Genomic DNA, 19,323 nt, shown 5'->3' with positions numbered 1-19,323 from the left:
TCCTCTTCGACGGATCGACGCGAATATGGATTGGGGGGCCGTCAAGAAGCTATTCGAATGTTGTGTCCTTGGCGTAGGGGCTCAATTAGGGGCGCGGGAGTTCCTGCTGGAAGCTCGCAAAAAATCCTTTTGTCCTTTTCCATTTTACGCTTGCCATAGTCGTGGCCGCGTACCTTTTATTGGTCTATTCTCCCGGGTTCGAGCGTCTTCTCAGCAGGTTCGCATCGAGCAATTCGAGGCAAGAAAAAATGGCCGAACCAGAGACAGACTTTGATCGGCGGCCCGACCCGGAGGCGCTCCTTGCGCTCGCCGAGCAGGAAAGGTCGGGCAGACTCTGCGTCTTTCTCGGCGCGGCCCCCGGCGTCGGCAAAACCTACGCCATGCTCCGTCGGGCGCGCGCGGCTCGAGACGAAGGAATGGATATCGTCATCGGACTTGCCGAAACCCACGGCCGTCGCGAAACGGAAGAATTGATGGCCGGTCTCGAGGTTTTGCCCAGGCGCAAGGTTGACTATCGCGGCCGGACGATCGAGGAATTCGATATCGACGCAGCGCTGGCCCGCAAGCCGCAATTGATCATTGTCGATGAACTGGCGCATACGAACGCCCCGGATAGCCGGCACCCCAAGCGCTGGCAAGATGTTGACGAACTGCTCCGCGCTGGCGTCAACGTCTGGACAGCCCTCAACATCCAACATTTGGAGAGCCTGGCGGACGTTGTTTCAAAGATCACCGGCATTTCAGTTCGCGAGACGGTTCCCGATCGTGTTCTGCATCAAGCGGCGGATGTCGTTCTAGTGGATATTACGCCCGACGAACTTCTCCAGAGATTGAAGGAAGGAAAGGTCTACGTCCCTGAGACCGCCCAGCGGGCCCTTCAAAACTTTTTCACCCCACGAAACCTCACCGCTTTGCGTGAACTGGCGTTACGTCGAACGGCGGATCGGGTCGACGACCAAATGGTCGACTTTCTCCGCCAGGGCGCGATTGAAGGGCCTTGGGCGACGACTGAACGCCTACTGGTTTGCGTGGGAGCAGATAGCTCCTCTCAGAAGGTCGTGAGGGCCGCGGCCCGGCTGGCGACCGGACTGAACGCGCCATGGGTCGCGCTTCACGTCGCGAGGTCAGGCAACGACGAACAGAGTGCGGAGACCGTCAAAAAAATTTATGACGCCTTGCACCTCGCCGAACAACTCGGCGCCCAAATCGAACGCCTCACGGGAAGCGATCTCGCCGGTGAGGTGCTGAAATACGCGCATCGGGAAAACATCACGCAGATTGTCATCGGCCGCTCCCGCGCAAGCCTCTTTGGCCGACTCTTTGGTTGGTCTTTGACAGACGAGATTGTAAGGCGTTCCGAGGACGTGGCCGTCCAGGTTGTGATGGGGGCCGAGCGTAAGCGAGTTGCCGAAAGACCAGGCTGGCTTCGGCTGGGAGATGGCCATTACTGGCCGGGAGCGACGGCAGCCCTTTTTTCAGTCGCGCTTACGGTTGCCATCGGCTATCTGCTGGATCGTTGGCTAAGCCTTCCAAACCTCTCGGTCATATTTCTCGTTCCGGTCGTGCTCTGCGCCGCGTGGTTTGGATTGTGGCCCGCGATTACGGCTTCGGTCCTTGCGTTTTTAGCCTGCGACTTCTTTTTCATCGATCCGCGATACCAGTTTACAATCCGAGATCCTTCCGAATTCCTGGCGCTGGTCGTCTTTTTGATTGTCGCTTTCGTCACGGGAATGCTTGCGAGTAGAGTTCGCGAGTACTCCAATTTTATGCGCACTCGCGCAGAAACCGCGCAATCCTTATTTGAATTTTCGCGTAACCTTTCCGGGGCGTCGAATCTCGACGAGGTGCTGTGGGCCGCGGTTGGCCAGATCCAAAAAACTTTGGACGCACGCTGTGTCGTCCTTCTCGTTCCGAATGATGGCGAGCTCACGCTTTCTGCGGCGTGGCCGCCTCTGGACGAACTGGATGCGGGAGAAACAAGCGCCGCCCGCTGGGTCCTTGAGAAATGCGAACCAGCTGGGTGGAGTACCGGGACGCTGCCAAACGTTCGCTTTCAATTTCGACCGCTCTCCACCTCACGGGGCGTGCTAGCTGTCGCGGGCGTTGAGTTCAAGAAAGCAGATGAACCCTTATCCGCTCAGCAGGAAGGGACGTTGACCACTTTGCTCGAACAGACGGCGATCGCGCTCGATCGCTCCATGCTCGTTGGGGAGGCTGTCAAGGCCGCAGCGTTGGAGGAGAACGAAAAACTGCGTATGACTCTCCTTTCGTCCTTGTCTCACGATCTGCGGACGCCGTTGACGTCGATCACCGGCGCTGTGACGAGTCTCAGACAGCTCGGCGAAAAAATGAGCGCTTTTGACCGCCAGGATCTACTGGCGTCAATCGAAGAAGAAGCTGGACGGCTGTCTCGCTTCATCTCCAATCTCATCGAGATGTCTCGGATCGAAGCGGGCGCCATCGCGCCTCGCCGGGAATTCATTGAGGTCGGCGACGCCGTCAAGACCGCCGTCGAACGAAGCCGAAAGGCGTTTCCGGAGTTAAAGGTGTCAGCAAGCTTGTCGCAAGATCTTCCGCTCATAAAGGGGGATGTCAATCTCTTGAGCAATGTTCTCTTCAATCTGCTGGACAACGCCAATAAATATGGGGATGGGACCGTGGCCGTGTACGCCCGGCGCGAGGGCGCGGATCTCGTCGTCTCGGTGACGGACGAAGGGCAGGGCGTCAAACCAAGCGATCTCGAGCGGATCTTTGAGAAGTTTTATCGGGGCGGGAGGGTAGACGGCCGCAAGGCAGGAACGGGCCTCGGTCTTTCGATCTGTCGGGGATTGGTCGAAGCGATGGGCGGAAAGATTGCCGCCCAAAGCCCCGCCGTCCGAAGACGCGGAACCCGCATCGTCATGAGGTTTCCCATTCCGCAGCAGCCGGGACAAGGCGGATCAGCATGAGCAACATTCGAATTCTCGTCGTTGACGACGAGCCTCAGATTCATCGCGTTCTTAAGCCGGCTTTGACAGCATGCGGCTACGACGTCCTGGAGGCCTTAACGGGTCGGCAAGCCCTGAAAATGATCGCTGCGTCCGCGCCGGACGCCGTTATACTGGATCTGGGATTGCCAGACATCGACGGCAGGGAGGTGCTCACTCAAGCCCGAACCTTCTCAAAGACGCCAATCCTGATCCTCTCGGCAAGGGATCGAGAGAGCGAAAAGATCGCTGCATTGGATGCGGGGGCCGACGATTACGTTGAGAAGCCCTTCGGGATCGGCGAACTTTTGGCGCGACTGCGAGCAGCCCTTCGTCATACCTTGCAGGGCAAGGCGGAGGTTACAAGGATTGAGAGCGGCGCACTATGTGTCAATCTCTCCGACCACACTGTCACTAAGAATGGCAAGCCTGTGAAATTGACGCCAAAGGAATATGACGTTCTCACAACATTGGCTCGCCACGCGGGACGGCTACTCACCCATCGACAAATTCTCACCGCAGTTTGGGGGCCCGCGCACCAGGAGGATACCCAATACCTGCGCGTTTTCATCGGGCAATTGCGCGGAAAAGTCGAAGATCACGCCGCCGTCCCGCAGATAATTGTAACAGAGCCTGGCGTCGGTTACCGTTTCGTAAAAGTGACCAACTAGGCGCCTGGCGTTGAAAGAAAGTGCATTCAGCCACCATCCAGTCATCGGTGCCCTCGTGTCGCGGCAAGAGCAGCATCAAGCAAAGGACGCGCTATATCATTAAAGATGCGGTGAAAAAGTTCCCGTGGTATAGGCCCATTCTGGTTATCGGACAGCGATGCGTCGACCGTACGGCTGACCGTGCGTGCGATCGCTTTTCGGCTGCCTACTTCGAGCTTCGCGCTGAGAGGTTCTTTCTTAGCGATGACAAAGCATCCTTGTTGGGCAAGTTTATCATCAACAGTTATCGCGTCGATTGTCTCGGCTAGGCACAAAACGGCGAGACGACGCGTGAAGCTGCGATGCTCTCGAGAGGGTTCTGTCGCAAATTTTGCCCGAGGGCGAGATTTCTGGCAGCAGGGTTTTCGAGGCTTACGCCGCGAGAGCGTAGAACTGCTTCGCTGGGCGCACGTAGCCCGTCGTTTGCAACTGCCCCTTTCGGATCATGTGCATGAGCTCGACGCCGGCGAGCGTCGCCGCGGCCGAGCGAAAGGACTTGAACCCGAGAGACGGCCGCGTCACCCGCTTGATCGCTCGGTGGTCCTGTTCGACGATGTTGTTGAGATACTTCCTTCGCCGGATTTTGATATCCGCCTTGTGCTCCGCGTTGTAACTCTCGATTGCCGCGGTGTTGGCGCCGCTCTTATCGATCGTGATCTTCGTCGGTGCGCCGTTTTGATCGATCGCTCGGCGCAGAAACCGCAACGCCGCTTTGCGATCCCGCTTGGCCGTCAGCAGAAAGTCCACCGTGGCGCCCGCTTTATCGACGGCCCGATAGAGATATTCCCAGGTTCCCTTGATCTTCACATAGGTCTCATCCAGCCTCCAGCTGGAGCCGACCGGACGCTTGCAGGAACGGAACTGACGGTCCAGCTCGGGCGCGTATTTGACGACCCAGCGATTGAGCGTCGAATGGTCGACCTCGACCCCGCGCTCTTCCATCATCTCCTCAAGCTGTCGGTAGCTAATCGGGTAGGCGACATACCAGCGTACGCCCCACAAGATCACGTCACGCTCAAAATGACTGCCCTTGAAATCGACCATCGTGCAATACGTCCGCCTCGCTCCCCGCCAGCATAACCCAAGCCAGCCCCCCCGAGTAAAAATTTGCGACAGAACCACCACTCGATGTTCGCCCGCTCCGCCGCAAATTAAGAGCTGCGCGCGAGCTGGGCTGAAAGTCGCGAAGGAATAATGGTTTCCCTATCAGGACATTGTGAACCTGCGATGGCGTCGCGAGCACAATCATTTAAAAATTCAATCGAGTTGCAGTGAAACACGTTGAACTGCCCTACAGCGACCTGAAACGTTCGAATGGGAGGCCACATGAGACGAAGTTTCGGCCTTTTGGTGCTTTGAGCGGGGTCGCCGCTCCCGAAGACGCTTCCTGGAGGCTGTTGCTCAAGGGGCTTAATAACCAACTATCCACCTGAGTCTTGCGGATCTCGACGCGCTGCCACGTGTTAAAATCAACGCGCGGCGGCTTGGGGCCGTGCATGTGTTCGAGGGCGCGCTGCTCGGCGACGTGCTAACGAAAATCGGCGTTCCCTCTGGCAAGGCGATCCGTGGCGTGGACTTTGCCGATATGTCAATCCTCGAAGCCCCGACGGCTATAAAGTTGTGCTCGATCTCGCGGGTACCGATCCAATGATGCGCCGGGAGCGTGTCGTCGTGGCGGATCGCGTAGACGGCACCTCATTAGATCCCGCCCAAGGGCCGTTCGAACTCATTGTCGAGGGCGATCTACGGCCGGCACGGGCGGTTCATTCTGTATCAGCAATCCGCCTGAACCCCTGCGATGAACAGGAAGAGGAAGAGAACCTCTTTGGAGAGATTTAGGAAACGGTATGCTGCGGCCGTCGCTGGCAATTTGCGAAGGCATCCACGCTACAAACAGATGGCGCGGAAGCGACGTTGGGGGCGAGAAACCCAACCGCGAGCGACGGCGGCCGCCGGCGAAACGCAAATTCAGATTCTGTTCAGTAGAAATGGAAAATTCTGAGGTAGGCCATGGTTGAGCCCTATTGCGAGTGGAAACAGGCCGTCTGGTTCGGTCGAACAGGAAAAGGCACATGAAGAAAAAAGCAGCTGGCCTTGTAAGCGCGATCTCGGCTTTGGCCCCGGTCGCCGCCGTGCCTGCGCCGACGACCGGCGCGCTTACTGATCTGATGGCGCCAAGCTCATACGGCGAGCTTCTGCAGCCCATACCTGACGCAAGCCGGCTTTTGAACGAGGCTATGGCCGCAGAGCCAGCCCCCGATCCGCAAGTGCAGAGGGTTCAATATTACGGCGACCCCTATTACTACCCTCAGTACAACTACTATTACGGGCGGCGCTGGCGGTACCATCATCATCACCATAATAACTATGGTTGGGGACAAGGCTGGGGTCCTTACTACCACCACCACCACCATCATCACCATCATCATCACGACTATTATTGGCGACCCTATTGAAGCGCCTTGCGCGGACTACGCTCGCGGTTCAATCTTCGGCGGCGGTTCGCGCAGCGCCATGTATGTGGCGGTAAGTTCCATCGAAAACCGTGTTTGTCGTCGAAAGCCAGTGCGAGTCTGCCCCGAGCGTCTCTCTACTGGCGTAAATGCGCCGCGACTGCAGCTCCCGCTCCGCCGCCTCCTCCTCCGTCATCGGAACAAGTTCGAAATCTGGGTCGGCGGGGATCATCGAAAACTGTGCTATTGGCGTCCGCTGACGAAAGACATGAGCGTGTCCCTCCGCCGGTGACTTGAAGACGATAAAATAGAGCATCGGCCACCATTCGCGGATGAGCGCCGGCACAGCGATGGGCGTTGTTCCGCTTGCGTCCGTATAGAAGCTTGGATGGGTTTCAACCTTGACCGCAAACCCTGGTTCGGGCTTTAGGTCGAGGAGGATTTGGTAGGTGTAGTATTCGTCGCCGAAGTTCCTGAACGGCGGCCAGCTTCGGCCGGGCGCCGGCGGCGGGCCGAAATCGCCCCGAAACGTCAAGCGGCCGCCGTCCCGGCGGACTTCAAGTTCATTTTCGTACGGATAGAATACCTCGATTCCATATTTGGCGGCTTCTGAAAACGGAATGCAGTGCCAAGGTTGTTCCCGCGATCCGTCAGCCCGGCGCTCGGGACTTCCCGCCCAGCCAGGGATCTCGAGTTTCGTGCGGCGGGGGCGCAGATCGTCGCCGCTCATTCGATATTTCAGTTTACGCACTTCAGCCTCCTTGTGCGAAGAGGCGGACAATAGGCTGGAAAAAGGGTGAAATTCGGATGGATTTTCCGGCACAAGGTCAGGCGCGTTCATCAAGATAGTATCGGAACGAGCCTTGAGTAATCTGATGCGATTTTGGCGAGCCTCTCCGTCGCGGTGATTAATTTAGGCCCTGAAGGCGAGCATGACGATCCGCGCAAGAACCAGCCCGACCGCAGCGACGAGGTAGATTCGCAATGCGGCCATCCAGGCTCGACTGGCGACGGAAAGCTTGGCGGGCGGCAGTTCATCCAATGGCGGCATCCGCCAGGATTCGCATGTGTGGATCCTCACGGCGCTCTTGCGCTTGCGGCGCCCCCCGCCGCCAAGAGCCTTGGTCGCAAAGGCCGCAAGCACCGTCACGACGCCGCCGCCTATGAGCATAGACACTATCACGGGCTCGTCAGTTGCCTGCGGAAACAGCACCGACACCGTCAAGATGATCGACAACAGGACAAGAACCGCGATGACCGCCCCAGTGAAAAGGTTCATCCCGCGCGTATTCACCCAAGGCCCCAGCACCGCCTTATCGTTGCAGAGCAACAACAAAAAAACGGTCGCGCTTGGCAAAAGCACCCCCGCGAGCGTCTGCACAGCGTTCGTCAGCAGCCCCAGTGGCGTCCCGGGGGTGAGGACAAGCCCAGCGGAAACTGCAACCAGCGCGAAATAGACGCCGTAGAAGCCCTTTGCTTCAGCGGGCTTGCGGTGCAGCGAGTGATTCAGCGACAGCACGTCCCCGAAGCGATACCGCCGACGCGCCGATAATGCTTGCGTCGAGCAACGCCAACGCAAATAGCGCGCCAGGCAAGCGCCCCGCATAGTGATCGAGCCCAGTCGCGACGTCGCCAGCGTCGACGAAGCGCCCGGCTTCCGGAGTTCCCGCGAAAGCCGCTGAGGTCACCGCCACGATCACCGTCGCGCCGATCAGCACCAGGATGATCCCGAGCCAAAGGTCGATCTTTTCGTAGCTGATGAAGCGCGGGGTGATGCGCTTGTCGATGACATAGCTTTGCTGGAAAAACAGCTGCCAAGGGGCAATCGTCGTCCCTACGATCGCGATAATCAGCAGCATGACCTCGTTCAGCTTCGCGCCTTTGGGAAGCTGCACGACGAGCATATTGCGGGCGATCTCGGTCAAGGGCGGATGAACCATCAGAAAGACCGGGACGAGGAGAAGGCTCCCCGCGCAAAGAGCCAGCGCGAAACGCTCGAAGCGGCGAAAGTCTCCCGTGCTGACCGCGCCCATGATCACCGCGGCTGAGATGGCGACGCCGAACTCCTTGGAAACGCCCAGGTAAGAGAGAGCGAAGGAGACGCCAATGAACTCCGTGACGATCGTGAGCGCGTTGAGCAGGACGAGATCAAGGACGCTGAAGGTGCCCCAGAACTTACCAAAACGTTCCAGGATCAACCGCGCATGGCCGACGCCTGTCACGGCGCCGAGGCGCAGGACCATCTCCTGATTCACGTAAAGGACCGGGACGAGCAGCAGGAGCGTCCACAGAAGCGTGGTTCCGTAATTCTGACCGGCCTGGGTGTAGGTCCCGAATGCGCCCGCATCATTATCGCCGACCATGACGATCAGGCCGGGGTCGAGGATGGCAAGCAAAGTCTGCCATCGGCGCTTCCAGGTCCCGTAATGGCCCTGATCCTCAGGCGAGATCGTGCCGGGGGCGCCGCGAATCTGACCCCCATGCGCTTCGTTCAGAACGGCGCTGCGTGTCGTCTCGGAAGGTTTGAGATGCAACGTCATGGCTCGCCTCTTTTCGGGCACGGGGCGAGCTTTTGAAGGCCGTGACCTTCAACTTGCGCGCGCCCGCGCTCTTGAGACCGGTGTGATTTGCAATAGGGGGCATGGCGCGCCCATCGGCGGGTCTTTGAACGCGCCAGTGGGCCTGCTCGGGCCGTCGCTATGCATGAGGTATTCCCTTTACGCCGCCATCTGGAAGGCTGGGGGAGGTTCCCCGGCGACCGCCGCCGGGGAGTTCCCCTCTTCCGTTGGCCGGCGCCAGGTGCAGACCAGGCGGCCTGTTTCTGGATCGGGCGTCCAGACGCTGATCAACCGCTCGCGGCGCCCGACTCTGTCCCGCTCAGCGGCACAGTGCGCCGAGGCGGCGGTTGGCCGCGCCGGGCGTGGCGCAAAGAAAGTCGTTATGAGCTTGTTCATCGCTCATCTCCTTAGCCGGTTAGGTCCGCGGCCCGGAGCATGAGCGGCAGGCAGGAGCTAGGCTCTCGCGTCGCCTCTCACGCAGCCTGAGAGGCCGCGCGTGGGTTCGATTTCGAATGGCGTCAAGCGCGCGAACATCGCCGCGAGCGGGTCGCCGAAGCTGCTACAGCCCATGTGTCTTTCGTTGGTTCCCGACGCCGCTGGCGGCGAAAGTCGCCGGCGTCTTTGGTTGAAATCGTCCTTGTTCAGTCGCTTGTCAAGCGGAAACAAAGGGTCCCGCAGGCGCCTTAAAAACTTGTAATCTTGGGACAGACACGAAGGTCGGGTTCAAGCTAACCCAGATCCGTCTCGTGTTTTGGAGGGCGTTATGGCCGCTCTGTTGCACTGGGATCCCGATGAGTTCCTCAACACATTTTTGTCCCTCTTCGTTGCCCTGCTGCTTGGCGCGATTATCGGCGCCGAGCGCCAGTATCGCCAGCGCAATGCGGGTTTGAGAACGAATGCGCTCGTCGCTCTGGGAGCCTCGGCCTTCGTCGATCTTGGCATGCGGTTGACCGGCAACGAGGGCGCGACGCGGGTCCTCGCTTACGTGGCTTCCGGCGTCGGCTTCCTGGGCGCCGGCGTCATTCTGAAGGAGGGCGCGAATATTCGGGGTTTGAACACGGCCGCTACGCTTTGGTGTTCGGCCGTGACGGGGGGATACGCCGGCGCCGACCATGAAGTGGAAGCGATCCTGCTCGCTTTGTTCGTCCTTGCCGGAAACACATTCCTGCGCCCCTTGGTCGCCTTCATAGAACGGCGGCCGATCGACGCAAGCGCAACCGAAGCGACCTTTGAGGTGCGTCTGGCGGTCTCCGAGTGGGAGCGCGATGCAGTTCGCGACCTGCTCTACGAAAAGCTCGAAGCGGCAGGTTACCCTGTTCGGCGAATCGAGGAATTCGAACGCGAAGGCGGATTGGAGTTGGTTGCAACCCTTTCGCCAACGAGTGTCGTGGCCGATGAACTCGATGCGGTTCTTCGCGACCTTGAACAGAGCGCGGAGATCAGCCACGCTGCGTGGTCGAGCCGTGCAAGCGACTGATCCTTCCGCCCCCGTCTGGCCCAAACCGGAAATGGACTGACTGTGCACAGACTTCCAGGAATGTTCCGCGGCGTCGACTGGCGGAGCGACCTCGTCGCGGGTTTTACGCTCGCCGCGGTCGCTGTTCCCGAACAGATGGGCAATGCCCGGCTGGCGGGCTTTCCACCCCATGTGGGCTTCATCGCATTCATCGCGGGATCGCTGGCCTTTTCCATTTTCGGGTCGAGCCGGACTGTCTCCGTTGGCGCGGACTCGACCATCGCGCCGATTTTTGCCGGCGCGCTGGCGCTGCTCGCCGTCTCTGGAACGCCGCATTACGCCGCGCTCGCCGGCCTTCTCGCGCTCCTTGTTGGGGGGACGCTGATCTCGGCCTCTCTGCTGCGCGCGGGCTGGATTTCGGATCTTTTATCGATTCCCGTGCTCACCGGCTTCCTGGCCGGCGTCTCCGTTCATATCGCATTGTCGCAAGCCCCTGCCTTCCTCGGCCTGCCGCCGGTCGAGGGCGGCGTGCCGGCGCGGATCCTTGCGCTTGCGCATGGGGTGAGCCGCCTTAACGGGCCGACGACCCTCCTTGCCGTCCTCTGTCTCGTCCTCATCGTCGCGACGGAGCGGATGAATCCCCGTATCCCCGGCGCGCTCATCGGTTTGGTCGGCGCCGGCTGGGCAGTCGAGCATTTTGACTTGACTGCGAAAGGCGTGGGGGTACTTGGCGATATTTCCCATGCTGCGCCGCATATAGAGGTTCCGGCCTTCAGCCCGGACGATGTGACGCATGTTTTCGGACTCGCCGTCATCGTCTCGCTCGTCGTGATGGTGCAGACAGCTGCGACGTCACGAGCTTTCCCTGCGAAGGGCGTTGCGCCCGACATAGACCGTGACTTCCTTGGGGTCGGCGCCGGTAGCGTGCTCGCGGGCGTGTGCGGAGCCTTTCCCCTCAACGCCAGCCCGCCGCGCACAGCGCTCGTCGTCGAGTGCGGCGGGGCGAGCAAGTTATGTGGCGTTTTCGCCGCCGTGATCGTGGCCGCCATCCTGTTCTATGGCGACGCCCTTATCGCGAAAGCGCCGACTGCGGCGCTCGCCGCCGTGCTGATGTTTATCGCTGGCCGCATTTTCCGCTGGCGTGACATGATCGCAATCTTCCGCGCAACGCGCACTGAGTTCGGACTCGTGGTCGTCACGATGCTGACTGTAACGTTGCTGCCGCTGCAGACGGGAGTCGGGCTCGCGATCATCCTGTCGCTGCTTCACAGCATGTGGATTACGACTCGGACGCGGATGGTGGAGCTCGAGCGGATCCCCGGCACGACCATCTGGTGGCCGAGAAGCGCGGGCTCCATGGGCGAGCGCGTACGAGGCGTATTGGTCGTTGCGTTCCAGGCGCCGCTGTCCTTTATCAACATGGAGCTCTTTCGCCATGACCTGGCGACAGCGGTTGCGACCGCCGGCAGTGGTCTCAAGCTGGTTGTGGTCGAAGCGAATAGCGTTGCAGAAATCGATTATTCAGCGGCGCTCATGGTGCGTGAAGAGATCGCAAACTGTCACCGGCGCGGCGTCGACTTTGCGATTGCGCGGCTCGAGTCGGTGCGCGCACAGGACGCATTTGACCGGTTTGGCGTCAAGGACGCCCTTGGAGCCGATCGCCTCTATCACAGCGTTGAAGAGGCGATTCGGGCGCTCGATCCAAGCCTGCCGTCGGCGCCGCAAAGGAGTCGAGCGAACGCCCTGGTTTCTCGCCTCGAGCATGCAGAAGTGCCGCCAGAACCTTCTCCACCAAATCTCTCATCACGGCATGGGGAGACGTCCGCGCGATCGGGCACGAACGCCAGGATGCCTTCGAGAAATGCGTCGATAACGGCTTTTCTCATAGCTGGCGCGCTGTTTTGCGCCATCGCCTATGCAATTTATGCCGGATGGAACGCGCGACCGATACAACACGAAGACACGCGGCCCTCCACGCAAGCCCCGACGGCGCTACCGGAACTGGACCGTGCTAGGGAGCAAAGCCCCTCCGCATCGCCCGCCACTCCCGGCCCCACGCCCGGACCTGAAATCCCCGCTCCCATTGCATCACCGCCCTCTGTGAAGCCGGCCCCGGCGCATCCGACGGCACATATAAAGAAGCCGGCAAAGATCCGTTGAATGCGCCCGGGCCGCTTCGGCAGCCACGGTCATTTTGGATGCGAGGGAGACATTCCTATCGTCGAGTGTGAAGGAGTGGCCTTCGAGCTGCGCCACACATGGAAGTGACAGCGCCTTGTTCTATTCATCTCCAGTTCAAACCATTCCTTCTAAGAAAGTCACGAGGCCAGGTTCGGTTATGGCCACTGGAGGTTCGCAATGAATATACGCCTACTTACTCTCGCATTTGGTTTTGCTGCCGCCATGACGCTCGGCTCGGCTATTTCTATGTCGCAGGCTCGCGCTGAAAGCGCAACCAAACCGGAAAATATCAAGGCGGAAACCGCGAAGTCGGAAATGAGCGAAACTCACAAAGAGCATGGCAAGCACGAGAAAGCGCACCACGAGAAAAAGGAAGGCTTGGAAGCAGGCGAGTCTAAAGAAGTCAAGTAACCTGCCTGAATTTCGAAGGCGCAGGAGACGGGCGAGCCCCGCTCCCGCGCCCGCTTATTGATGGGATTTCACTTGACCGATGCGCGGTCGCAATCTCACCTAATCTCACCTCGTCCCAATTGCGTGTGCCAAAAGCGTGCCTTGATTAACGTCGTGACCGATGGGTTTTGAATGGGGTTCTTCTCTCAGCGACAGAGTCTCGGGGCTGGCGTCGTTGGGGAATGCTCAGCTAGCCGCGATGCCCGCGGAAACCCCGCCAGCCCAGCGACTATCGCCCTCGAAACGTCCAAGCCGCAATTCGTACTTCGGCCCCTGCTAATCATGACCGACGCCAGTTTAGTTTATCAATCGCGCCAGTTTGTGTGTCTTTGGGAAACGGCTTCATGGCTCGCAGCCTGCGCCCGCGCTCCCTTCACCTCCCATTCAGGTTCGCTGGCGCTCAATAGGGGCGTTGATGAGGTTCTCGCTTCATGAGGGAATCGATGAGGATGCTTCGCAGATCCATCACCGCCGCTGCGATTGGCGCCCTGCTGGCTGGAACAACGACAACCACGCCAGCCTCGGCCTGGTATTATGGCAACAACAACGGCGCTGCGATCGCGGGCGCGATCATCGGCGGCATGGCGCTCGGCGCTGCTGTTGGCGCTTTGGCGAGCCAGCCTAGCTACACGTCCCACTACGGCTACGGCTCTCACTACGGCTATGGAGCTGGCTTCGGCAATGGTTATGGCTATGGGTATGCGCCTTATCGATCTGCCCCGGCCTATGGTTACGGGGTCGGCTATGGATATGGTTATGGCTACCCTCGCCACCATCACGTCGACTATTACGATTACGACGACTGAGACGAGGTAATTGAACGAGATATGTGCGCCCCTTATCCCCTCCCGAAAACAAGGCGCGCAAAGCGAGAGTCGTTCACATCTGCGTGAGCGGCTCTCGCTCTCTTTTCTTCGGAAAACCTTTTGGCGAGCAATCCGGAGCTGCCGGAGACAGTCGAGGCGCGGCGGATTTCAGCCGCACGCCTGCTAGCCCCCATTCATCGGGATCGCAGTCGAACGATGGCGGCGACCGTAAGACGCCTTGGATGATCGGGCCCTCCACAAGCCGTTCTCCTTCTTGGTCAGGACTCGGGACCGCGCAGCAATGGCATGCCTCGCAGAGCATCCACGGCGTCGGAGGTACGAGACTTCCGGGATTAGAGGATCGCGGGGAGGGGAATGCGCCCTTCTCAATCCGTCTCCACCACGCGCTCGGGGCTCGTCTCCACGGGCAGGTCGCGGCCTAGGCGCTCCTGAACGCGCCAGATCCACCAGGCGAGGAGCGCGCCCGGTAGCCCCATAAGCGATGTGCCGACGAAAAAGGACGCGAAGCCTGTCTCTTTGATGATAAAACCCGAAGTGCCGGCAAGCAGGCTGCCCGGCAAGGCGCAGACCGAGGTGAGCAATGCGTATTGGCTTGTCGCAAATTCGGTCAAGACCAGGGACGGCGCGTAATCGAAGCGTTCGTGCAGAATTCTCTCTGCCGGCACGCCGCCCACAAGCAGCGCATCCGTTGCGATCTCCATCACAGGCTAAAATTTTTCCGCCTCAATCGTTGTCGTCGTCATCATCATCCCAACGGCGGTGCCACACTGGACGAGCATAGTATCCGCCGCCTTGCCACGCAGGATAGCCGCCATATCCAGAGCCTCGCGAGCCATAACCGTTCCAGCTACCGCCCCAGCCGTTGTACCCGCATCCGTAGCCGCCACCCCAGTCGTTCTGCTGGCACTGTCCCCAGCCATCCACGTGCCAACCTAGCCCGCATGTCCAGTCAGCGCGCTGTATGCTGTTGGGAGTCGTCCCGGCATCGACGGGCATTGCGATCGAGGCCTCAGCCATTGCGATTGCGCCGCCAACGGCCAGCGCGAACAGGCAACCAAATTTCAATGTCGTTTTCATCGGACCTCTCCCCGATGGATCCATGAACAAGCATGAGGAGGTTGCTCCCCTGTCTCTGAACAGCCGTTGAATGAGTCCGCGGATCGAAAACATGGAGGCCGCGACCCTCCCATCTTGATCCGTTTGGCGGCCTTATGCCGTTAGTGCCTTGTTCAGAAACTTGCGCATCCACTCAAGCGAGCTTCTGGCGTTTTGGGACTGGGGCTACGGGGACATCCAATGAAAAAGACCATCTTCATTACGGTGGCGGGGGCCGCCGCCTTCCTTCTTTCAGGTTGTTACTCCCCTGGCGAGCGCGCGGTTGGCGGAGGATTCATAGGCGGCCTTGGGGGTGCCGGGATTGGCGCAGCCGTCTCCGGCGGGTCGACTACCGGCACGCTTGCAGGAGCGGCGATCGGCGCGGCGTCAGGCGCCGCGCTGGGTGCGGCGACCGCTCCCTCCTATCCACCACCTCCTCCCCCACCCCCTGCTTGTGCTCAGTGGGGCTGGGACAATTACGGCCGTCAAGTATGCGTCGCCTATTACTGACCGCAGGCAATCCGGCTTATAAACTCAGGCAATGAAAGTGGCGGTCTGTCAACACCAGGCCGTCAGCCTGTAACGGCTATCGAAGAGTCGTTCTTCCATCTCGGAGCGCTTGGACGCAAGTGTCCTCACGCACGCGGACGCCAGCTATGCCCGACTTTCCGGGAGCACACGATTCCAGATCCATGCGCCAGTGTAGCCGATTACATAGCCGAATGCGGCCGTTAGCACGACAAGCGTCGCGGCAGCGGCCAGATTGAACGGCCCAATCACGATATTCAGTTGGATCATATGCGACCACAGGATGAAATTATAAAGTGTTTGTCCGACTCCTGTCGCGACGAGGATCGACCACACGAGATGCCATCCCCCAAGCTATGCCGCGCCGACTCGTCCGACTTTGTTCTTGTCCGCCATGATCCGATTCCCCTTCGATATGATTTGCTAGCGAATAGCAGCCAAATGGCCACGTCGACGGTTTCCAGAGATGACCAGCCTACTTTATACTCTGAAGCCGATCCGAAAGGTAATGACATGAGCATCGAAGTGGTCGTCTTCTTTCTCCTCCTCATCGACGCCGTCGGCGCGAACCTCATGGTCTACTTCGGGCGTGACTGGTACTTGCAGCACTTTCGTACAATGTCACGGTGGTTCCCGCCAGCGGAAGGCTGGGCGCTCTATTACCTTGCGCTAGTGCTGTGGGTCGGTTCACTCCTACACCGCGCCGGCGCACTCTTCTAACCGGCGCGCAAGAAAGTTCACCCTCGGTACGCGCTACAATACATTGAGGCCTCCCCCTCTCTATTCGACGCACGGTTCCGCGCGTCGATAGCGAGGAGGAGCGTAACAATGATACGTTTATTGACACGGAGGCGGCCATGAACATAGCCGCCGTCTACGAGAACGTCACAAAGTCCATCATCGCCGAACTCGATCAAGGAACCGCACCCTGGGGCAAGCCGTGGAAAAGCGGCAAGAGCGTCGGCATCATGCCGGCCAACGCGATCACCGGACATCACTATCGCGGCATCAATGTCCCCATCTTGTGGCACGGATCCACGGCTTCGCTACCAACGCCTGGCTCACCTTCAAACAGGCGCTCGACGCCGGCGGCCATGTAAAGAAGGGCGAGAAAGGCACGCAGATCGTCTTCACGAAGCACATCAGCGTGACTGACGATGACGACGGGGCGCGACAGATTTCCATGCTGCGCGCCTTCACCGTCTTCAATGTCGCGCGAGTCGAAGGCATCGAGGCGCTCCTGGCGACGCCGGAGCCGCCACCGCCTGGAGCAACCGACGGCTTTGTATCGGCAACTGGCGCAGACATCCGCCACGGCGGCGATTGCGTCTGCTATGTCCTCTCTCGGGATTTCATAGCCCTACCGAATCCGAGCGATTTTGCGTCCCCCGAGCACTTCGATGCGACGAAGCTGCATGAGCTCGTCGACTGGAGCGGCAACGAGACGCGCCTCAAGCGCGACCTGAAGAATCGCTTCGGGACGAAGGCATATGCGGCCGAGGAGCTCGTTGCCGAACTGGGTGCAGCGTTTCTGTGCGCTCATCTCGGGGTGCAGGGGCAACTCCGCCATGCCGAGTACATCGCCAGCTGGTTGTCGCTTTTGAAGGAGGACGGCCGTGCGATCTTCACCGCCGCATCAAAGGCGAGCGCCGCAGCCGACTACGTGCGCTCGTTCTCAGAAAAAGTAGACGAGGCGGCATGAACAAGCGACCCGCCTATAAAACCGCGAGCCCGCATCTCCTGCGGGCTCGCTTTTTTGTGGTACGCACAATACGCGACGCAGACACTCATACGTTACATAGCTCTCCGACAATTCGCCTCAGATAATGAGCGAACGGCGGGTCGACAATCAGGGTCGAAGCGGCGCGTTGGATACGTAGCAGGTTTCCAGCCAATTATTCGCTGGATTCGCGCTTCCGGATGTTTGGAAAGGAACAACCGGAGCACGAGAACGAGATCAGCAGCATACTTCGGTGCGCCTAAATCAATTGCCGCCCGAATGTCCGAGACAATCATCTTGCGCACCGCGGCAGGGCCACGCCACAGATTCGAAAGGTAGCTTGAAAGCAGGGATCGATGCCTCGCTGAGAGCACAGCACCCGTGAAGAGCTCGCATGTTTCGAGTGCTGCGAACTCTGCGCATTCTTCGAGAGTAATCATGGGAATGACTCCTCCACGGCCGCCCACAGCGACCATATTTCGTCGTTTGGTTTTGTGCTGGCCCCGCACTGCTCGATGTTTGCCTGCTTCGCCACAAACAAGAGCTGCGCGCGAGCGTGGCGGAGAGCCGTCCGAGGAATGCATCTTCCCTATCAGAACATTGTGAACCTGCGATGGCGTCAGTCGCACGAAGTCATTAAGAAAATTTAATCACGCTCCGATGGAACTCTTTGTTCTACCGTCCCGCTCGCGGCGCTACCGGCGCCGACGCGCGTTCGCCACGCACTCCGCGCAGACAAACGAGCGCACGCGGACTCCTCGCGCCGCACTGCCGACATACCAGCCGCCGACGGACGGCCGATTCGAGGCCGTCCGCTCCATGTTACTCAATCAACGCGAGCACATCGACCTGGGATAGTCGCCGACAGTTCCGGCACTCGAACGCCAAACTCCCACGCTCGACAACAATCCGCAGCGTCCATCGATCAACCGGCACCTTGTTACTCTCGATGATCGACATAAGCGACATATTGCATGTTCTGCATTTGTTCGCAAGAGCGCTTGTAAGGCGCAAACCATAATGGTAGCGTTCAAGTTACGCGAGCGAGGCGGTCGCTTCCATTCGTGGAGGCGGCCGCCTCTCACTTTTTGCGGAGCCCGGCCCCGATCACTCGGCGCTTCCTTTTCCTGAGCGATGCGCCAGGAATGTTTACCTTTCAGGCCGACAACAACCCCAGGTAATCTTCTTCGCCAGGCTTACGGCGCCGCCAGTCGGCGGATTACGCTCCACGCCTCCTGTCCACGGAGCACCATGATGGCAAAGGGAAAACGCGCGGTCGTCGAGATCGAGTTCGGCTCCGGATACTCAGAGCAATCACACGGCACTGAGGGACGAGGAGCCGAGGAGGTGCGGACAGCGGGGAGCAATGAATATCTGCGCCGGCACGAGGAACGGCTTGCATTGTGCACCGACCTCGCAGTTCACGCGCAAGCGCTATCCGAAGAAGTGATCTTAGAACATTCCAGCAAGAGACGCTTCGACGAGAGCCGGCGCAATCTGGATTGGAGCATCGCTACTGCCCGGCACGACTTCTTCAAGATAGTCACATCCCCTGTTGTCGCGCTCGCTATCATCCATGACGCCGCGAAATACCTCGCGCCAGTGGTAGAGGCGTGTGGCGTCACCATCACGGCCGGGAAAAAATCCATTCACGTCGGGAGGGTCGAGGAAATCGACGAGGGTATCGCAGTCATCGAATCGCTCACCGAGACGTTGCCTGAAAAGCCGCCGACGAAGAAGAAAGCGGTTACAAAGAAGGAAGCCAAGGGAGAGAAATCGAAGAAGCCCGCGAAGAAGAAGAACTGATCGGCCCGCGCGCACAGAATACTCCCACGCCCTGGGCCGCCCCGTCATCGCCGCATTGTCGCGGCCGCCGCGCGCCGCCAAGGGCTGCGCTCGTTGACCGCGCGCTTGTCGGCACGCGCCTGCTGCGGCATCTTCCGGGACGACCCCGGAAGTGGTCGACTTACCGACTCTCACCCACTTTCGTATGAGCGCCATCGCTGAGCTCAACGACACCTTCCGTCGCACGGGGTCTGGGCGGAACGGTTATCGTCACGTCAGGGATCGCAGCGCTTCCCGAGGAAGCGCAGGGCCGCATTCTTGTCCAGGTGGCGACATTCGACACCTTCACGGAGGACAACGACCCGTACGGCGAACACGACTTCGGCAGCTTCGATTTCGGCGAAAAGACGATTTTCTGGAAAATCGACTGTTGCGACCGATATCTCAGCCATGCGTCCCCCAATCCGACGAACCCTGTCGTGACGACACGCGTGCTGCCCGTCATGCTCGCTGAGGAGTACTGACCGTCTCTCCCCTTCCGACCTGAGTCGCGAGACTCAGGTTCAGGGGCTCGAACCCACCCGACGGATGCGC

Annotated in this window: 18 protein-coding genes and 2 pseudogenes; 14 read left to right on the top strand and 6 right to left on the bottom strand. The window is 59.7% G+C overall.

Annotated features, from left to right (window positions below):
- Nucleotides 1-248 precede the first annotated feature (248 nt).
- Nucleotides 249-2,948: a sensor histidine kinase KdpD gene (locus WOC76_RS22050; protein ID WP_341431591.1), complete on the top strand. Its 2,700-nt coding sequence runs from the start codon at nucleotides 249-251 to the stop codon at nucleotides 2,946-2,948.
- Entirely contained in the window at nucleotides 2,945-3,637 is a 693-nt protein-coding gene (locus WOC76_RS22045; protein WP_341103387.1) for a response regulator, read from the top strand. The genes WOC76_RS22050 and WOC76_RS22045 overlap by 4 nt, the downstream gene beginning before the upstream one ends.
- A 411-nt stretch (nucleotides 3,638-4,048) precedes the next feature.
- On the opposite strand, the gene WOC76_RS22040 is transcribed toward WOC76_RS22045, so the two are convergent.
- Nucleotides 4,049-4,720, bottom strand: coding sequence for an IS6 family transposase (locus tag WOC76_RS22040; protein ID WP_341103384.1), 672 nt, complete (start codon nucleotides 4,718-4,720; stop codon nucleotides 4,049-4,051).
- Between the two features lie 576 nt (nucleotides 4,721-5,296).
- Here WOC76_RS22040 and WOC76_RS22035 point away from each other — a divergent pair.
- Both WOC76_RS22035 and WOC76_RS22030 read left to right on the top strand, forming a co-directional pair.
- On the top strand, nucleotides 5,297-5,515 hold the full coding sequence (locus WOC76_RS22035) for a hypothetical protein (protein WP_341103382.1): 219 nt from the start codon (nucleotides 5,297-5,299) through the stop codon (nucleotides 5,513-5,515).
- 233 nt (nucleotides 5,516-5,748) lie between these two features.
- The gene (locus WOC76_RS22030) at nucleotides 5,749-6,132 is read left to right on the top strand and encodes a hypothetical protein (protein ID WP_341103380.1); all 384 of its coding nucleotides are present in this window, start codon (nucleotides 5,749-5,751) and stop codon (nucleotides 6,130-6,132) included.
- A 28-nt stretch (nucleotides 6,133-6,160) separates the two neighbouring features.
- Here the strand turns inward: WOC76_RS22030 and WOC76_RS22025 are convergent, their stop codons facing one another.
- Both WOC76_RS22025 and WOC76_RS22020 read right to left on the bottom strand, forming a co-directional pair.
- A complete protein-coding gene (locus tag WOC76_RS22025; RefSeq protein ID WP_341103378.1) occupies nucleotides 6,161-6,880 on the bottom strand; it encodes a hypothetical protein in 720 nt (239 codons plus the stop codon).
- 162 nt (nucleotides 6,881-7,042) lie between these two features.
- A pseudogene (locus WOC76_RS22020) lies at nucleotides 7,043-8,492 on the bottom strand (NRAMP family divalent metal transporter).
- A 958-nt stretch (nucleotides 8,493-9,450) separates the two neighbouring features.
- Here WOC76_RS22020 and WOC76_RS22015 point away from each other — a divergent pair.
- The 4 genes from WOC76_RS22015 (at nucleotide 9,451) to WOC76_RS22000 (ending at nucleotide 13,580) form a co-directional block, all read left to right on the top strand.
- Entirely contained in the window at nucleotides 9,451-10,164 is a 714-nt protein-coding gene (locus WOC76_RS22015) for an MgtC/SapB family protein (protein WP_341431590.1), read from the top strand.
- Between the two features lie 42 nt (nucleotides 10,165-10,206).
- On the top strand, nucleotides 10,207-12,303 hold the full coding sequence (locus tag WOC76_RS22010) for a SulP family inorganic anion transporter (RefSeq protein WP_341390201.1): 2,097 nt from the start codon (nucleotides 10,207-10,209) through the stop codon (nucleotides 12,301-12,303).
- A gap of 198 nt (nucleotides 12,304-12,501) precedes the next feature.
- Complete coding sequence (locus WOC76_RS22005; protein WP_341103368.1) at nucleotides 12,502-12,735, top strand: hypothetical protein; 234 nt, start codon at nucleotides 12,502-12,504, stop codon at nucleotides 12,733-12,735.
- A gap of 488 nt (nucleotides 12,736-13,223) precedes the next feature.
- Nucleotides 13,224-13,580: a hypothetical protein gene (locus tag WOC76_RS22000; RefSeq protein WP_341103366.1), complete on the top strand. Its 357-nt coding sequence runs from the start codon at nucleotides 13,224-13,226 to the stop codon at nucleotides 13,578-13,580.
- Between the two features lie 386 nt (nucleotides 13,581-13,966).
- Here the strand turns inward: WOC76_RS22000 and WOC76_RS21995 are convergent, their stop codons facing one another.
- Nucleotides 13,967-14,305: a hypothetical protein gene (locus tag WOC76_RS21995; protein ID WP_445730585.1), complete on the bottom strand. Its 339-nt coding sequence runs from the start codon at nucleotides 14,303-14,305 to the stop codon at nucleotides 13,967-13,969.
- A 19-nt stretch (nucleotides 14,306-14,324) separates the two neighbouring features.
- Entirely contained in the window at nucleotides 14,325-14,678 is a 354-nt protein-coding gene (locus WOC76_RS21990; protein ID WP_341103364.1) for a hypothetical protein, read from the bottom strand.
- A gap of 219 nt (nucleotides 14,679-14,897) precedes the next feature.
- Here WOC76_RS21990 and WOC76_RS21985 point away from each other — a divergent pair, with 219 nt between their 5' ends.
- Entirely contained in the window at nucleotides 14,898-15,206 is a 309-nt protein-coding gene (locus WOC76_RS21985) for a hypothetical protein (RefSeq protein WP_341103362.1), read from the top strand.
- A 144-nt stretch (nucleotides 15,207-15,350) separates the two neighbouring features.
- Here the strand turns inward: WOC76_RS21985 and WOC76_RS21980 are convergent, their stop codons facing one another.
- The gene (locus WOC76_RS21980) at nucleotides 15,351-15,560 is read right to left on the bottom strand and encodes a hypothetical protein (protein ID WP_341103359.1); all 210 of its coding nucleotides are present in this window, start codon (nucleotides 15,558-15,560) and stop codon (nucleotides 15,351-15,353) included.
- Nucleotides 15,561-15,737: 177 nt separating this feature from the next.
- On the opposite strand from WOC76_RS21980, the gene WOC76_RS21975 reads away from it, so the two are divergent.
- The 5 genes and pseudogenes from WOC76_RS21975 to WOC76_RS21960 all read left to right on the top strand — a co-directional run bounded on the left by WOC76_RS21975 (nucleotide 15,738) and on the right by WOC76_RS21960 (nucleotide 19,253).
- On the top strand, nucleotides 15,738-15,944 hold the full coding sequence (locus tag WOC76_RS21975) for a hypothetical protein (protein ID WP_341103356.1): 207 nt from the start codon (nucleotides 15,738-15,740) through the stop codon (nucleotides 15,942-15,944).
- 137 nt (nucleotides 15,945-16,081) lie between these two features.
- Nucleotides 16,082-16,371 (top strand): annotated as a pseudogene (locus WOC76_RS24435) (ArdC-like ssDNA-binding domain-containing protein); the annotation flags it as partial.
- A gap of 36 nt (nucleotides 16,372-16,407) precedes the next feature.
- Nucleotides 16,408-16,926, top strand: a complete 519-nt coding sequence (locus WOC76_RS21970) for a zincin-like metallopeptidase domain-containing protein (protein ID WP_445730590.1) — start codon at nucleotides 16,408-16,410, stop codon at nucleotides 16,924-16,926.
- A 1,272-nt stretch (nucleotides 16,927-18,198) separates the two neighbouring features.
- Entirely contained in the window at nucleotides 18,199-18,750 is a 552-nt protein-coding gene (locus WOC76_RS21965) for a hypothetical protein (RefSeq protein ID WP_341431589.1), read from the top strand.
- Between the two features lie 305 nt (nucleotides 18,751-19,055).
- The gene (locus tag WOC76_RS21960) at nucleotides 19,056-19,253 is read left to right on the top strand and encodes a DUF3768 domain-containing protein (protein ID WP_341103350.1); all 198 of its coding nucleotides are present in this window, start codon (nucleotides 19,056-19,058) and stop codon (nucleotides 19,251-19,253) included.
- Nucleotides 19,254-19,323: the final 70 nt, after the last annotated feature.

Origin of the sequence: Methylocystis sp. IM3, assembly GCF_038070105.1 — a bacterium.
Classification (GTDB): domain Bacteria; phylum Pseudomonadota; class Alphaproteobacteria; order Rhizobiales; family Beijerinckiaceae; genus Methylocystis.
This window is presented reverse-complemented; position numbering and strand designations above follow the sequence as displayed.

Excerpts from the sequence above, each read along its gene's own strand:
- WOC76_RS21970 (WP_445730590.1), top strand. The coding sequence starts at position 16,408 with ATGCTGCGCGCCTTCACCGTCTTCAATGTCGCGCGAGTCGAAGGCATC.
- WOC76_RS21985 (WP_341103362.1), top strand. The coding sequence starts at position 14,898 with ATGAAAAAGACCATCTTCATTACGGTGGCGGGGGCCGCCGCCTTCCTT.
- WOC76_RS22045 (WP_341103387.1), top strand. The coding sequence starts at position 2,945 with ATGAGCAACATTCGAATTCTCGTCGTTGACGACGAGCCTCAGATTCAT.
- WOC76_RS22005 (WP_341103368.1), top strand. The coding sequence starts at position 12,502 with ATGAATATACGCCTACTTACTCTCGCATTTGGTTTTGCTGCCGCCATG.
- WOC76_RS22050 (WP_341431591.1), top strand. The coding sequence starts at position 249 with ATGGCCGAACCAGAGACAGACTTTGATCGGCGGCCCGACCCGGAGGCG.
- WOC76_RS21975 (WP_341103356.1), top strand. The coding sequence starts at position 15,738 with ATGAGCATCGAAGTGGTCGTCTTCTTTCTCCTCCTCATCGACGCCGTC.
- WOC76_RS22030 (WP_341103380.1), top strand. The coding sequence starts at position 5,749 with ATGAAGAAAAAAGCAGCTGGCCTTGTAAGCGCGATCTCGGCTTTGGCC.
- WOC76_RS22015 (WP_341431590.1), top strand. The coding sequence starts at position 9,451 with ATGGCCGCTCTGTTGCACTGGGATCCCGATGAGTTCCTCAACACATTT.
- WOC76_RS22040 (WP_341103384.1), bottom strand. The coding sequence starts at position 4,720 with ATGGTCGATTTCAAGGGCAGTCATTTTGAGCGTGACGTGATCTTGTGG.
- WOC76_RS21990 (WP_341103364.1), bottom strand. The coding sequence starts at position 14,678 with ATGAAAACGACATTGAAATTTGGTTGCCTGTTCGCGCTGGCCGTTGGC.
- WOC76_RS22000 (WP_341103366.1), top strand. The coding sequence starts at position 13,224 with ATGCTTCGCAGATCCATCACCGCCGCTGCGATTGGCGCCCTGCTGGCT.
- WOC76_RS21965 (WP_341431589.1), top strand. The coding sequence starts at position 18,199 with ATGGCAAAGGGAAAACGCGCGGTCGTCGAGATCGAGTTCGGCTCCGGA.